Annotated in this window: 13 protein-coding genes; 6 read left to right on the plus strand and 7 right to left on the minus strand. The window is 40.9% G+C overall.

The features are described from left to right. Positions 1 to 121: 121 nt before the first annotated feature. Entirely contained in the window at positions 122 to 439 is a 318-nt protein-coding gene (locus tag FTT99_RS14525) for a hypothetical protein (RefSeq protein ID WP_180130301.1), read from the minus strand. A 141-nt stretch (positions 440 to 580) separates the two neighbouring features. On the opposite strand from FTT99_RS14525, the gene FTT99_RS14530 reads away from it, so the two are divergent. Together FTT99_RS14530 and FTT99_RS14535 are read left to right on the plus strand one after the other, a co-directional pair. Next, positions 581 to 1,465 carry a hypothetical protein gene (locus FTT99_RS14530; RefSeq protein ID WP_180130299.1) on the plus strand — a complete coding sequence of 295 codons (885 nt, stop codon included), beginning with the start codon at positions 581 to 583 and terminating at the stop codon, positions 1,463 to 1,465. 30 nt (positions 1,466 to 1,495) lie between these two features. After that, positions 1,496 to 1,861, plus strand: a complete 366-nt coding sequence (locus FTT99_RS14535) for a helix-turn-helix domain-containing protein (protein WP_180130297.1) — start codon at positions 1,496 to 1,498, stop codon at positions 1,859 to 1,861. A 46-nt stretch (positions 1,862 to 1,907) separates the two neighbouring features. On the opposite strand, the gene acnD is transcribed toward FTT99_RS14535, so the two are convergent. Further along, on the minus strand, positions 1,908 to 4,523 hold the full coding sequence (acnD, locus tag FTT99_RS14540; protein ID WP_180130294.1) for a Fe/S-dependent 2-methylisocitrate dehydratase AcnD: 2,616 nt from the start codon (positions 4,521 to 4,523) through the stop codon (positions 1,908 to 1,910). A gap of 591 nt (positions 4,524 to 5,114) precedes the next feature. Between acnD and FTT99_RS14545 the strand changes: the two genes are divergently transcribed. From FTT99_RS14545 to FTT99_RS14555, 3 genes are all read left to right on the plus strand, one after another. Continuing rightward, positions 5,115 to 7,214 (plus strand): multicopper oxidase family protein, encoded by a 2,100-nt coding sequence (locus FTT99_RS14545; protein ID WP_180130292.1) that lies wholly within the window; start codon positions 5,115 to 5,117, stop codon positions 7,212 to 7,214. Positions 7,215 to 7,331: 117 nt separating this feature from the next. Then, on the plus strand, positions 7,332 to 8,063 hold the full coding sequence (locus FTT99_RS14550; RefSeq protein WP_180130290.1) for a folate-binding protein YgfZ: 732 nt from the start codon (positions 7,332 to 7,334) through the stop codon (positions 8,061 to 8,063). Positions 8,064 to 8,200: 137 nt separating this feature from the next. Then, on the plus strand, positions 8,201 to 8,722 hold the full coding sequence (locus FTT99_RS14555; protein WP_078191139.1) for a hypothetical protein: 522 nt from the start codon (positions 8,201 to 8,203) through the stop codon (positions 8,720 to 8,722). A 106-nt stretch (positions 8,723 to 8,828) separates the two neighbouring features. Here FTT99_RS14555 and FTT99_RS14560 read toward each other — a convergent pair whose 3' ends face one another. Both FTT99_RS14560 and FTT99_RS14565 read right to left on the minus strand, forming a co-directional pair. Then, the gene (locus tag FTT99_RS14560; protein ID WP_180161629.1) at positions 8,829 to 10,013 is read right to left on the minus strand and encodes a sorbosone dehydrogenase family protein; all 1,185 of its coding nucleotides are present in this window, start codon (positions 10,011 to 10,013) and stop codon (positions 8,829 to 8,831) included. A gap of 207 nt (positions 10,014 to 10,220) precedes the next feature. Next, entirely contained in the window at positions 10,221 to 10,466 is a 246-nt protein-coding gene (locus FTT99_RS14565) for a hypothetical protein (protein ID WP_078191141.1), read from the minus strand. 249 nt (positions 10,467 to 10,715) lie between these two features. On the opposite strand from FTT99_RS14565, the gene FTT99_RS14570 reads away from it, so the two are divergent. Beyond that, entirely contained in the window at positions 10,716 to 11,522 is an 807-nt protein-coding gene (locus tag FTT99_RS14570) for a tetratricopeptide repeat protein (RefSeq protein WP_180130288.1), read from the plus strand. A 71-nt stretch (positions 11,523 to 11,593) separates the two neighbouring features. On the opposite strand, the gene FTT99_RS14575 is transcribed toward FTT99_RS14570, so the two are convergent. From FTT99_RS14575 to FTT99_RS14585, 3 genes are all read right to left on the minus strand, one after another. Further along, complete coding sequence (locus tag FTT99_RS14575; protein ID WP_180130286.1) at positions 11,594 to 12,523, minus strand: AEC family transporter; 930 nt, start codon at positions 12,521 to 12,523, stop codon at positions 11,594 to 11,596. A gap of 81 nt (positions 12,524 to 12,604) precedes the next feature. Then, positions 12,605 to 13,720: an NADH:flavin oxidoreductase/NADH oxidase gene (locus FTT99_RS14580; RefSeq protein ID WP_180130284.1), complete on the minus strand. Its 1,116-nt coding sequence runs from the start codon at positions 13,718 to 13,720 to the stop codon at positions 12,605 to 12,607. A 12-nt stretch (positions 13,721 to 13,732) separates the two neighbouring features. Next, complete coding sequence (locus tag FTT99_RS14585; protein ID WP_180161621.1) at positions 13,733 to 15,877, minus strand: TonB-dependent receptor; 2,145 nt, start codon at positions 15,875 to 15,877, stop codon at positions 13,733 to 13,735. Position 15,878: the final 1 nt, after the last annotated feature.

Consider the following 15,878-nt stretch of genomic DNA (forward strand, 5'->3'; position numbering starts at 1 on the left):
CGCAAGAGATGCGATGGATGTCTGATGATTTGTAGTCATAAATTTAAGTCCCCACTTGTTTCTAAGTGGGGACTAAATTAAGGCTTATAGGATGAATTCAGAAGGTGTGTTCAGCGGACGCTTACGAAACTTTCACGACTTCAAAGTGATAAACATCCAACTTTCTAAATTCTAAAACATCACCATCTTTCACATCCAAATCTGCTAATAACATTCCTGTTCCTGATTGCTTTCCACGCTTGCGTAGAATGTTTTTATCCCCAGCAATATCACTCATAAATGACTTAGTTCCACTACCACATTTATAGCTAATTTTTAATTCTGTTCCCTTATTTTTGGAATTAGCTCCTCCGATACAATCTGTTGGAAACACTGAAATCATCGAATTTAAATAAATATGATCATTCTTTAGATTTGCTTTGTTAATAACCGCTTTCATTAAAAACACCTTAAAATGATTTTTTCAATGAAATAATCATAATCAAAAAGGCTTTCATTTGCAAGGAATTTGTGTGTTTTTCTTTGAAAAACACACAAACATGATAGACTGTCCTTAAATCTTCAACTGATTAAGCAGAAAATGGCTAAAGAAAAAGTTATTTCAAAAGAGGAATTTTTCCAAAATATTTATACATGTGCACTCGGTAACTTTTCAACAATGGAAGGGCATATGGGCATTCATGGCATCATGGGACAGGTCTTTGGAGTTAACAATATAGAAAATTTAGGTACCGCCTATGATCTACCAACCTTTTCAACAGAAATTGAAGACAAATTAGCAAAAAATCATTTTATGAATGGGTTAATTTGGAGTCCTTTTGAATGTATCTATGAATATGCGGTCAATGGTGATGCAAGTAGATGCAGTATGGATGAAATAACTGATTGTGTTGATTTTATTCATATTTTGCATTCTGATCACTTTCATGTATCTAATGGTTCAAATGACATTATTACAATGGCTTTAGCTCGACATGCTCTTGAACATGATAGTGAAGTAATGTTCTACAATATAAAAACGTGCAACTACCCCTTAGCCATTGCACATCTAGCAGATATTGATCTTCGCACTTTAAAAAATGCTATCAGTGCAGGAGAAATAGAAGCTTTTTCAAAACATGAACTTTCCTCTGCCTCACTCAAGCATTGGCTATCTAAAAGAAAAGGATTTAAACCAACTTTCTATGTAAAACAAACGCAAAATTTTTCTTTCAACTCCCCTACATCTTTTGCAACCATGCTTAAAGAGGCTAGATTACATCTCGAAGAAAATTTTAATCCCGAGGAATTATTAAATGCTTGTAGCTGTTCTAATGTTATTGAACAATTAGAGTTAGGAATTTTTGAATTACCTTTAAATTTTCTACCTCTAATAGCTAAAACTTATGAAATTCCATATCCAATTTTGTTTAAACAAGTTATGCAAACCTTTTATCCTAATGAATATGCTCTTTTAACAAATTAAGTGAGTATAAATATTTTTAAGGAAAACACGATGAATCTCTTTTTTGATGAACGCGAAGTAGCAAAAATTTTAGCTGATGCAATTAATTTAAATCAAAGTCTGACACAAAAAGATTTAGCAGAATATGCTGGCTTTTCTACACCTAATGTTATCTCAATGCTAAAACAGGGGAAAACTAAAATCCCTTTGGATAAAGCAGGTTTAATTGCTGAAAAACTAGGCTTAGACAAACAGGACTTTTGGTTCAAGTGTTTAAAAGAATATCAGCCAAATGTTTTTGCTGAATATGAGCGTATATCTTTACAACCCACGCTTGGTAAAGATGAAATTACTTTAATTAAATATCTACGTGAGAAAAATATAGATATTCAAAATGTAATCTCCTCTTTAGACTAATAAAAAAAGCCTCCTATTCAGGAGGCTTTTTTTATTAAAGACTTAATTACACATTCCCTTCTAAAAAGTCCTGTGCAAAGCGTTGTAACACACCACCCGCTTCATACACATGCACTTCTTCTTCAGTGTCTAAACGACAAGTCACAGGCACTTTAATGATTTCATTTTTTCCGTCTGCAGTTGAACGCTCAACCACCAAAGTCAGGTCAGAACGAGGCGCAATATTGCCAATCACGCTATACAGCTCAGTACCATCCAGCTTCAAAGTTTTACGGTCAGTCCCTGCTTTAAACTCAAGCGGTAACACGCCCATACCTACAAGGTTTGTACGGTGAATACGCTCAAAACCTTCCGCCACAATCACTTCTACACCTGCAAGGCGCACACCTTTAGCTGCCCAGTCACGGCTTGAACCTTGACCATAGTCTTTACCTGCAATGATGATGAGCGGCTGCTTACGGTTCATGTAAGTTTCAATCGCTTCCCACATACGCATCACTTCGCCTTCAGGCTCTACACGCGCTTTTGAACCTTGCTTGATCGTACCGTCAGAACGAACCACCATTTCATTGAACAATTTCGGGTTAGCAAATGTCGCACGCTGTGCAGTCAAATGGTCACCACGGTGGGTTGCGTATGAGTTGAAGTCTTCCTCAGGCACGCCCATTTTATGCAGATACTCACCTGCAGCCGAATCCATCATGATCGCATTCGATGGCGATAAATGGTCTGTGGTGATGTTGTCAGGCAAGATCGCAAGCGGACGCATATTTGCAAGTGTACGTGGTGCAGCCAAAGCCCCTTCCCAATACGGCGGACGGCGAATATAAGTACTTTGCGGACGCCAGTCGTATAGTGGGCTTGCCGCTTTTTCACGCTCACCCAAATCAAACATTGGGATATACACTTTCTTAAACTGTTCAGGCTTCACCGCTTTTTTCACCAATGCATCAATTTCAGCATCAGACGGCCAAATGTCTTTTAAGTAAATTGGATTACCGTCTTTGTCATTACCCAGTGAATCGGTTTCGATATCAAAACGAATCGTCCCTGCAATGGCATACGCCACAACGAGTGGAGGCGAAGCCAAGAACGCTTGTTTTGCATAAGGATGGATACGACCATCGAAGTTACGGTTACCTGAAAGTACCGCAGTTGCGTACAAATCACGATCAATAATTTCTTGCTGAATCACTGGATCGAGCGCACCTGACATACCATTACACGTGGTACATGCATATGCCACGATACCAAAGCCCAGTTTTTCTAAATCACCGAGTACACCTGCTTCTTCTAGGTATAAAGCGGCTGCTTTAGAACCCGGTGCAAATGATGATTTCACCCAAGGTTTACGCACTAAACCTAATTCATTTGCTTTACGTGCAAGTAAGCCTGCTGCCACGGTATTACGTGGGTTAGAAGTGTTTGTACATGAGGTGATTGCTGCAATGATGATTGCGCCATCAGGCATTAAACCTTCAGCTTCCTGAGCTTTAACCGCTTCTAAGTTACCTGCAATGCCTTTCGCTTTTAAATCAGCGGTTGATACACGTGCATGTGGATTCGATGGACCTGCAATATTACGAGTGACTTGTGATAAATCAAAACGTAGTACACGCGGGTATTCTGCCGCTGTCATATCCGACGCCCAAAGACCAATTTCTTTGGCATAGGTTTCAACCAATTTCACTTGATCCGCTTCACGGCCTGTCAATGTCAGGTAATCAATGGTGTTTTGGTCAATGTAGAACATCGCAGCCGTTGCACCATATTCAGGGGTCATGTTTGAGATCGTCGCACGGTCACCCACTGACATGCTGTCAGCACCTTCACCAAAGAATTCTAAATACGCACCAACTACACGTTCTTTACGCAAGAATTCTGTAAGCGCTAACACGATATCAGTTGCGGTAATGCCTGCTTGACGCTGACCGACAAGCTCTACACCAATGATGTCTGGCAGACGCATCCAAGACGCACGTCCCAGCATCACGTTTTCAGCTTCTAGACCGCCGACACCAACAGAAATTACGCCCAATGCATCAGTATGCGGCGTATGTGAGTCTGTACCCACGCAGGTATCAGGGAATGCGACACCATCACGGTTTTGAATCACTGGAGACATTTTCTCCAAGTTAATTTGATGCATGATACCGTTGCCCGCAGGGATCACATCGACATTTTCAAAGGCTGTTTTAGTCCATTCAATGAAATGGAAGCGGTCTTCGTTACGGCGGTCTTCAATCGCACGGTTTTTCTCAAAAGCGTCTGGGTCAAAACCGCCAAACTCTACAGCTAGAGAATGGTCAACAATCAACTGTGTTGGAACAACAGGATTAACTTTTGACGGGTCGCCACCTTGATCTGCAATCGCATCACGCAAGCCTGCAAGGTCAACCAATGCGGTTTGACCGAGGATGTCATGGCACACCACACGTGCAGGGTACCAAGGGAAATCGTGGTCTTGTTTGCGGTTAATCAGCTCTTTTAAAGATTGTTCTAAGATTGCAGGGTCGCATTTACGAACCAACTGCTCTGCAAGGACTTTAGATGTATATGGGAGTTTTGCGTATGCGCCTGGCTGAATATCTTCTACGGCTTGGCGTACATCGAAGTATTCTAGCTGGGTGCCTTGCAGCGGTTTACGGTAGTTGTTGTTCATAGCGTTCCTGCCCTCGGTCTTTCATTTTTTTGCGTTGTCTTTTTCATAGACAATTCATCTTTGTTCGATAGGCATACTACACTGCCGAAAACCCATTTCCCAAATCTCATATATTTCATAGGGTTAAATATAAAAACAGGGGTTTTTGAAATATTTAGTTACACTAACTTTGGAATATTGGCTCTAAATATGAATTTTTTTGAAAAATAGCTGCAAATCCGCCTCATTCTTTAGTCTAAGGTAAATTGCACTGCATAATATTTAATCTAAATATCAACCAAATTGATTAAAAATCAGTCTTATCAATTTTAGTATTTAATAATCAAGGCATTAAATTACTTCATTAGCTCATTGCGCCTTAAAGCCATAATGTGAATCAAAACACAGTTTTATTATTTATTTTATCTTAATTCTCAATTTATCCCTATTTGCAGGGATAGCGTCGAATCACCCCACTCTCAGATAATAAAAGCACGACATACAAGCACAGTAATTCACTGTATTCGCCAAAATAATCACAATATTTACAAAACCTTAGCTAAATAAATCTGCGATTACTGTTCTACCGTCATTATGCTTTGGGGAAAGATCATGACAAAATTTAAAACTATCATTGGGGCTGGCTGCCTCTTAAGCTGTCTCAGCTTCATTGCCTGTGGCGACAACGACCAATCGACAACAGATTCGACGACTCAAGAAGAGGAAGTAGACTCACCGACTGTCATCTCGAATCCACCACGTTTGAAAGCCAATGCACAAGGTGAGCATGAACTGCTGATTGCCTATAAACACCAAGCCTTATACGACCCTGAAACGGGTGAAAATGACCTATTACAGGTCAGAGGCTATCTGACTAAACCTGAACTCTGGAACTCGAAAAATAGCGATGGCAGTGTTTCGGATGTGTTGGTTGGCCCACAAATTCGTGCGAAACAAGGTGACAATTTAAAAATTCATCTGGTCAATCACCTCCCTGTTGAATCGACGGAGACCTGTCCAAGTCCAGTGACCAATATTAACCAAGGGAACTGTTTTAACACCACAAATTTACATACACATGGTCTTTGGGTTAGCCCGCAAGGAAATAGTGACAACGTATTTTTGAGCTTAAAACCTCAGCAAGATTTTCATTACGAATTTAAGATCGAACCGAATCATCCTGCGGGAACATTTTGGTATCACTCACATGTGCATGGTTCAACCGCGATTCAGGTCTCAAGTGGCATGGCTGGCCCTTTGATTATTGAGGGCGAGCGGAAACCTGTCATTCGTCAGGGGCAAATTCAACAGACTGGTGATTTGGACATCTTATGGAAAAATCAAAAAACCCAGCAGTATGACCATGAAAAAATCATGCTATTCCAGCAAATTCAATACAACGAAGATTGCGACAGCACGTTGAGCCAAGTAAATGGCACACCCTGCATCTATAGCTTAGAAGATTATTCAAAACTGGATATACCGACCTCTTGGGCGGATGAAAATCGTTTTACCAGTATCAATGGCAAAATGTTTGGTGAAATTAAGGTGGATCAGAACCAATACCACCGCTGGCGCATGATTCACGGCGGTATCCGTGACACCATTGGTTTGACCATCAAAGAACTGCCTGATTCTGCGCTCTTTACCGCAGAGCAAACCCTGAGCGAATGTCAAAAGTATCAAAGCAAGTCGATGTCTTCACAGTTTAAAACGCTGAAAACATTACCGTTATATACCCTTGCACAAGACGGCTTGACCATGAGGAAAATCCAAAAGCACGGGATTGAAATTTTTCAGCCGGGTTATCGCTTTGATGCCATGCTCTCCTTCCCGACCACCAATAAATACTGTGTATACGATGCCAAGCTGAATCTGGAAGATGAAATTAATGCGCCTGAATCAAGTCCGTTACTTCGTCGCGCACCAGAAGAAAAACTCAATACACAGCTCCTCGGTTGGGTCAATGTGCAAGCAACTCAACTACCGCAGCAAACGCCGTTTAACTTCTTAAAAAGTCAGGCCACCCAACTAAAACTGGCACCAGAAGTGATTGCACAGCTCGAACAGGGTGATTTATCAGCCTTTATCTCTCATGCGAGTTTAATGACTGCTGAAGTCGATAAAATGCTCAAAACGATGGCGAAGCAAATCACCAACTTTGACATTCTGTTCAATACAGATGGCAGATTTAAATTTGGTATTCGTCATGCCGAAGAAGGTACCTTGATCAGCTTTGGCGATGCCTACCACGATGAAGACCATACCCACCATAGCTATGTCCGCAAGCTTCCAATCGGGCAAACCCAAGAGTGGGAGTTGAGCAGTAATGTTGCAAGTCATCCCTTCCATATTCATGTCAATCCATTCCAAGTCGTGAAAATATTGAATGAAAATGGTGTCGATGTCAGTGCGATCGGCAGCTCAGATAAAGATGGTGCAGGAAATATTGACTCGCAATATCATGGAATGAAAGGCGTTTGGAAAGATACGCTCTTCGTCAAACAGGGCTATAAAATCTTTGTACGCAGTAAGTACGAAAAATTTGAAGGCGACTTCGTTCTGCACTGCCATATTTTAGACCATGAAGATCAAGGCATGATGGAAACCGTGCGTATTTGTGGCGATCAATATGATTGTAATAGTGAACCGCCTTCGCATCATTCCACTATGGATATGACTGCAAGCGATATGCCTACACACAATCACTAAGACCGATCTCTGCTGTACAAAAGCCCATATCAATATGGGCTTTTTGTTTGCCTAACACTGCGGCTTGCTGCAAAATAACATGATTAATGATATCTAAAATTTATACTGAGGCTGGTCATGACAACGTCTATGGCATTCACATCTTTTTCTCTCAACGGTGTCGATGCACAAAAATTTCTACAAGGGCAAGTGACTTTGCATGTTGAACGCCTTGAAAAAAATGCAACACGTTATACCGCAATCTGCGACCTCAAAGGCCGTATTCATTTTGGTTTATGGCTCACCAAACACAGTGCTGAAAGTTTTTCTATTGTCACTACAGCAGATCAAGCCGAAGAATTTGCCAAACATATTAAAAAATATGGTGCATTTTCTAAGATGAAACTTGAAGAAACTGGTGCAGTTTTTCCTAGTTTAGTCGGTGATGAAACGACATTTGCTTCGGAACCGACGGATGTTGCAGCATGGGAAGTTCAAGCGATTCAAGCGGGTCAGGCCTATATTGACCAAGCCATTGAACATGTGTTCCAACCGCAAGAGTTACGTCTACATCAGCGTGAAGGCGTCCACTATGACAAAGGTTGTTATTTGGGTCAGGAAGTGATTGCACGTTTATGGTTTAAAGCCAAACCAAAAGCTTGGTTGCATGCAATTCAAGGCACAGGAACTGCGCCTGCACAAGGCGAACAGCTGAATAAAGGCGTACAAGTGGTCAATAGTGCGGCTGTAGAAAATGGTTATGTAGCTTTAGTTGTGGCACGCCCAGAAGCTTTAGAAGAGTTAGATGTGACAGTTTTAGCCTTGCCTGATGCATTGAATGGTGATGTGGCACGTCCGCAGTCAGCTTAAATAAATTCAGAAGATAGCTACATTTAGCTATCTTCTTTTATAACAAATCTAAGTTTTAAATTTTAAAATTCATCATGTTAATTTGACTATTTTTAAACTAAAATGCACTCCGAATTTTAACAATAAACTATATAACGATGCATCAGACACAATTTCAAGACCCAAAGCACAAGATCATTGCCCTTTATTACGGAATTTTTGCCCTTCTAGGCATGGTCATACTCGGCAATCAATTGCTTTCAATTCAGCTATCTCTACTTGTTTTGATTATTATTCTTGTACTGTATGCCCAACTCTTTTTCATGCTAATGGGCGCTATCAAATATTGGAAAAGAGATGTTCTAGGCTTGAAAATACTGTTTTGGATCAGCTTAAGCCTTGTCCCGATTATTATCACACCCTTAGTCATTTACTATCCAAAAGTAACAACTGGCTTTTTTCTCTTTATGCAAAGCTCATTTGGCTTCAGTAGCACAGGCTTCGAGTTTCATGTTGCCTACGACACCCAACTCACCCTCTTAAATACATCTTTTTGGGGAATTGGAATCAATCTTATTGAATTTTTTCTATGGTTACGCTTTAAGAATATTGCAGCAAATAATCATATTTCGATTGCCCATTTCAAGAATGAAGACTTAGAACTGAAACGCTATGATTAGCCATTTTTGACCGTATATAAACTAGAATTCTGACATCAGGTGTGACCATCTAAATCTTCTGACCATCCCTAAGCACTCAAAGCCAAAGCCTAAAAACTTTGGCTTTTTAATCACTCATTTTTTCCCTCACATAATAAATCACCCCTGCCCGATCATCTGAAAAATAAAAAGATTTTTCATCGACCTTATAAATATCAGCAGGTCGCCCATGCACCGTTTTACCGACTAAAAAGCCATCCATAAAGGTTTCAAGTTTTTGTCCTTTACGCATCATTGCAATTTGATAGCCATGGCCAATCGCCTCGTCGGTAGAGCCATGCAAAGCCACTAAAAAAGCATTTTTAATGGTGGAATCGGTATGAGGGTTATCAAAATAATCAAAACCCAATGCAGAGGAATGTGAAGGGAAATAAGTATAGGGCGATGGAACATTTTTACAGCCAGATGCACGTTTAAATTTAGTATCCGCTAATACTTTGCCCTGCCATGAATAACATGCGGGCCAGCCATAATCGACATCCCGTTTTAACGCATAAAAAGTTTCATCTGGCTTTTTACTTCCCAAATGATCAGAACCTTGATTAGTTGCAAATAGAAATCTGCCGATCCATTTTAGCCCAACAGCATTACGCAAACCTGTCGCATAAATCCGTTGCTCTGAACCATCAGGATTCATCTCGATGACGGATGCTCGCACTTTTCCTTTTTCTACACAGGCGTTACAACTCGAACCAACCGACACATAAACTTTTTCATTCCCACCAATAGCAATCGTCCGCGTCAGAAGCCAACCGCCGTATTTATAACTCAAACCATAATCGGGAAATGTCGCTAAAACTTCAGCCTTACTCGAAGGCTGAGTTTCTCCTCTACTAAATTTTTGCCGTGTCAGTTGGTGCGTTTCCGCCAAATAGAGCCAATCCTGTCCTTGAGCATCAGTATAAAACTGAACTGAATTTGGATTTCTCAAACCGGTCAGATAAGGAATGATTTTGCCAAATTTACCGGTATCAGCATTCCAATCATCCAATATATACACAGTACCTTTTTTATTATCTGTTAGATCATACATATCCGTGACAAACATTCTGCGATCAGGCGCTTGCGCAAAAAAGCGTACCCGTTTGAGACCTTCAGCAGCAGGAATGATCTCGAAATTTGCAGGCAAATTTAAAGAAAACTGCTTGCCATTTTTTAAATGGATTGGATGCGGAACAAGCTTGGGTTGTTGAGCCCAACTGGTTATTGAACAGACGAAACTAAGGATCAAGATGGCACTTATTTTTATCATATTTAAATACATCTCAATGAATCATGTATATCTGTATTCATCATAGATGCCTTGTATCTATTTTATTCAATTTATATTTTTAGAAAATATTATACTTTTGAAAATTAAGGTTTTTTAAATCATATACGCTGGTGCAGTACACAACAAACAAAAATAAGGAGGAACTTTATTCCCCCTCACTTCTTCGTTTTTAAATCATGATTTTAATCAAAATCCATGAAACAGCTTATTCATGTCTTTGCATACATATTCTTTAAAATGATAGGCGCGCGCATGTTTGGCATCAAATTTAGCTTCCAAATCGCCTTTTTTGAAAATATAAACCCGATCCTCTTTACTGACTAAAAACTCTGCGCCCAGTTTCATCAAAAGCGCATCAATTTTATCTTCATCTGCAATCGATTCATCTGCATTAATTTTATCGTAATTGCGTTTAATGCCTTTAATAAACATCGCGCTGCCTCTGAGAAAATAACAATGCGCGATTAAATCAGAGTCCTGCTTTTTTGCAAAGGCTTTTAATGCAATTAAGTCATGGCATTTAACGCGCTAACGGCAATCAACTTTATTTTATAAAAACGCTTTAAATCACAATTCCTCACTTTACATTTACGTAAATCTACCTATGATGTAAAAACCGACAAAAATAACCACCAAAACACATAAATGGAATTATGTGTATGATTTACAAAAGGTTTCAAGATGAAAAAAATCCTACTTGCAAGCATTTTGGCAATGAGCACTCAATTCGCTTTTGCTGAAACTAAAACAGATGCCGTCGATCCTGAATTTGCTAAAGTGGAAGCTATGGTCAAGGCCAAAGATATGAATGGCGCCTACCAAACACTGAGCAAGCTTGCAGCAAAAGGTAATGCTCAGGCCATTTATAATTTGGGCTATCTTACTCAAACAGGTCAAGGCGTAGCGAAGGATGAGAAAAAAGCCATCCAACTCTATGAACAGGCTGCAGCCAAAGGCTACCCAGTTGCTAACTATGTTTTAGGTAAAAATTATGCAACGGGCACACTGGGCTTAAAACAAGACACCAACAAGGCCAAACAATATTTAGAACGCGCATCTTCGGCAGGGTTTGACGATGCCTCCATCGACTATGCCATTTTACTTTTTGCAGAAAATAAACCTGAGTCAGATAAATTGGCACTCAGCAAACTTGATCCACTGATTAAAAAAGGCAACTACCCTGCGATTCATGCCAAAGCACTTTATGACATCAGTGCAGGCTTTAAAGCTAAAAATGAAAAGCCTATTCAGCAAGGTCTGAATAGCATTCAAGAGTTAGCGAAAAAAGGCTATGTCCCTGCATTGATGGCAGTGGGCAATATGTTTGTAAATGGCAATATCATCCCGCAAAATTTGCCTGAAGCTAAAAAAATATTTAGTGCATTAGCCAACGAAAATATTCCGCAAGCGAAAGAATCTTTGGCAACCGTGGATAAAATGATTGCTGAACAAGCCAAAGCACCTAAAGCCAATGCGAAAAAGAGTTAATTGAGCATTAAAAAAAGCCCTGCACATGCAGGGCTTTTTCATGGGTTTAGCAAATCTTGAGCTGATCAAAATCACGCCCACCACAAACTGATTAATATGCCTGTTACGACAAAGCCCAAGATGGTACTCATCAATAAAGGCGTTAAGGTCTTTTCATTTAAGCCATAAACTTGTCCAAGCATGGCAAAAATCGTCGGCATCGGTAATGCGGCAATAATCGTCCCTGCATATAACATCTCTTGGCTGACATCGGTCAAATAGCGTAAGCCTAAATAAGTCAGTAAAGGCATCACCAAGTTGCTTGAAATCACCAAATAGAAGCTCTGAGCATTCACATACTTTAAGCTCATACCGACAATCCCACCACCAATTGCAAACAGCGCCAGTGGTGAAGCCGTTTGACCTAACATCGCCAGTACATCATTGATTTGATGAGGCAAACGGATTTGGAAAATTGCAAACCCAATCCCTAGCATTACCCCTGCAAAGAGTGGATTTTTTAACAGGGTCAATAAGGTATTCTTGATGATGTCGCCAATATTGGCTTTTTGCTGTGAACTTCCTAATTGTGCAAGGACCAGAACCGTTGGAATCAGTAGCACACTTTCAATAATGACGATTAGTGAGGTATAGGTCATCGCATTTTGACCGACCAATAAGCTTAGCACTGCAGTGCCAATTAAGCCTGTATTTGACATGCCAGCGCCTAGTGACAGTACCGCTGTTTGCGACATATTATTTTTAAAATGTGTCGACAATAGCCAATAGGCCATGCCATACAGTAAAAACGTGACTCCGGTATAAACAAAGAAATAGCCGGGATACCAAATTTGATGCAAATCTTTAGAAGCTAATGACTGAAAAAACAAAGCCGGCAGTGCAATTTTAATCACAAATGCACCAATGGTTCCGACCTGTTCTTTACTCAATAAACTGCATTTTACAGACAGATATCCCAAGGCCAAAAGAAAAAAGATTGGACCAATCACCTCAAAGACCATACGAAATATCCTGTGTAATAGACTCTTCCATCCACACCCTCAACCTGAGAGTGTAGATCGGCCCGTTATAAATTTTGATAATTAGAAAGCCGTAAATTGACTTCTTTGTGCATGCGGCTGACAGCGTAAGTACTGCGGAGAAATTTTTAGGTTTTCACCGAGTTCAGCAGCGGCATGCCATGGCCAACGCGGGTCATATTGAATTGCACGAGCAAGACCAATCGCATCTGCCATGCCATATTGTAAGATGCCTTCGGCTTGCATTGCTTCGGTAATTAAACCCACAGCAATTACGGGAACCTGAACGGCTTGCTTAATGGCTTCAGCAAAAGGCACTTGATAACTGGCTTGTAATTGAATTTTTTGCGCAACATCTAAGCCGCCACTAGAAACATGAATATAGGCTGTGCCTAGTTGTGCAAGCGCTTTTGACAAACCAACAGCCGAGTCTAGATCCCAACTCGGTGCTTCAGTATATTCCATCCAATCAGTTGCGGAAATACGTACCCCTATTGGATAATCTTCAGGCACGGCATTTTTCATGGCTTGGAACACTTCAAGGGTTAGACGAATGCGATTTTCCAAACTGCCACCATATTCATCGCTACGCCGATTCGACAATGGTGACATAAATTGATGCAGTAAATAACCATGTGCAGCATGTAGCTCAATTAAGTCAAAGCCTGCATCTACCGCGCGTTTTGCTGAATCGGCAAAGTCTTGAATGATCTGCTGGATTTCATCTCGACTTAAAGCATGGGGTGCATGATCTGTGACATTAAAGGGCAACTCACTGGCTGACACAGTTTGCCATCCTTGAGGATGATCTGGGGGTAATTGTCCACGTCCTGCCCACGGTTTATCTGTCGATGCCTTACGACCCGCATGTGCCAGTTGGATAGCAAATGGCATAGGGGAAAGTGATTTCACCTTGGCCAATAGTGCCTTCATCTGCGCGCGTTGCATATCATTCCAAAGGCCGAGGTCTGCATAGCTAATGCGCCCCTCTGCCTGTACAGCGGTTGCCTCGACGATACAAAGTCCGGCACCTGACAATGCATAATTCGCCCATTGTTGTTCATGCCAATAGCTTAACTCCCCTTGCTCATTGGCAGAATATTGACACATGGGTGCAATCACGATTCGATTACTCAGCCCTAATGTTCCAAACTGAATTGGTTGAAATAACAACGCCACATCACTCTCCTTTTAGAAGGCTTTGGTCACACTCAATCCTGCACTCCAATTCACCCCATCCGCGGGTTCAAAGAAGCGTCTGTTTCCATCATTGACGATCACTGAACCGACATAGTTCTCATCAAACAAATTATCTGCACGTACATAGGTTTTGACTTTCCAATCTGCTTGTTTCCACACATAACCTGCGTTGGCAGAAACCACGGTATAGCTCGACGCGGCATCACTGTTGGCATCATCGACATAGACTTTATCCATATAGCGAACATCTAGGCCGGCATTAAAGCCAATATCTGGCTGCCAATTCAGTGCGGCAAACGCTTGGTTTTTAGCAATACCCGGTATATAAGTGCCTTTGACGACATCACTGTCAGGAATTGCAGCATCAAATGTGGCATCGATATAACTGTAGCTTGCTTGCGCGCTTAAATCTCGCCATAGCTGTTTATTCCATGAAAGCTCAACACCTTCACGTAAAGTTTTATCGGCATTTTTATAGGTTGCACGACCATTGATACTTCCTGCAGAGACGATGTCATCTTGAGTTTTGCTTTGGAATACCGCTGCAGTGAAATTCCCCCATGCATTTTGTGATTTAAGCCCAAGCTCGTAGTTATCGCTACTGGCTGGTTTTAAATCAAAATTCATGCCGTCATCTTTGGAATAGGCCATTTCTGTAAAGGTCGGTGTTTCAAAACCTTTTGCATAACTGGCATAGGCATTCAGTTGAGGCGCAATATTCCAGCTTACTGCTGCTGAAGGTAAAACTTTGTCATAATCTGTTTTACCGCTGTCATCCTTATTTAAACCCACGACATATTTATCGTCAGATTCATAATGAACATTGCTATATCGTAGCCCTGTATCTAAAGTCCAATTGGGTAAAAAATTCCACGAAGCTTGGACATAGGGATCTAAATTCCACAAGGTGTTGTTTTCATTTCGACGAATATTGCCTTTCTTGCCAAAATTTCCATTGGCATCAAAATTTTCATAGCCCTTACGGTCTTCATCCATATAATCAAAGGCAAGGCCTGCAGTAAAACGCGTATTCGGCAAGAGGTCTTTGCCTGTCCAGCGAATATCTGTTCCATAATAATCACGGCTAAAATCAATCACACCACCTGCATGTCTTTGATTTAATTGAATGGTATTCGGGATACAATCTTTTGTACCTATTTTTAAAGCACATTTTGGAATTGATTGATATTGGGTGACATCACGTTGCCCCATATACACCATTGCATTGAGTTCATGCTGCTCATTCAATGGTTTTTTCCACGTCAACCCAGTTTGAGTTTGGCTAATTTCCTTACGTACATCATAGGTATTATTGGCATCATTAACTTGTTTCGGATTTTGACGCAATTGCTCCCGATTCAGACCTTGTGGGTCATCGGCATTGATATCCACATGATTCACAATCCAATTGACCTTGGAACCATCATCCAGATCCCAAGTCAATTTTGCATTGCTAAGCACCTTATTTGCAGCACTATGATCACGGTAGCCATCGGTTTTAAAATAAGAAGAACTCACGACATAGCTAGGCTCATTGGCCTGTTCTGAGCCACCTTGCAGCACAATATCAGCACGACTTTTATGATGACTGCCGCCCGAATAGCCGAGTTCGATAGAGTCTTTTCCAGTACCTTGCTTGGTTGTTGTTAAGATCGCCCCACCCGAAGAGTTACCGTATAAAGAGGAAAATGGCCCGCCCAATACCTCGATATGATTTAAGCTACTCATATCGATGTTTGACGTCTGTCCCTGACCATCCGGCATGGTCGCAGGGATTCCATCAACATATAAACGGATACCACGCACACCAAATGTTGAACGAGCGCCAAAGCCTCGCATAGACAGTTGCAAGTCTTGTGCATAGTTTTCACGGTTATTCAGTTGTAGTCCGGGCACACCTTTTAAGGTTTCAGACAGATTCACACCCGTATTGTTATTATTTTCAGCTTGCTTTACACGGTATACCGATGCAGGTGTTTTTAACCACGTGGTATTGGTTCGTGGTGCTTCAATGGTAATCTCAGGAAGTAAAACAGGTTCCGTAGAACCTGTTTCTGCATACAACTGTTGGCTAATACATGCCGTCAGGCAAAGTAAATGTGTCTTAAATGATGTGACGTTAAATTTACTTTGCATA

The sequence above is a fragment of the Acinetobacter sp. YH12040 genome (assembly GCF_013420005.1).
GTDB lineage: Bacteria > Pseudomonadota > Gammaproteobacteria > Pseudomonadales > Moraxellaceae > Acinetobacter > Acinetobacter amyesii.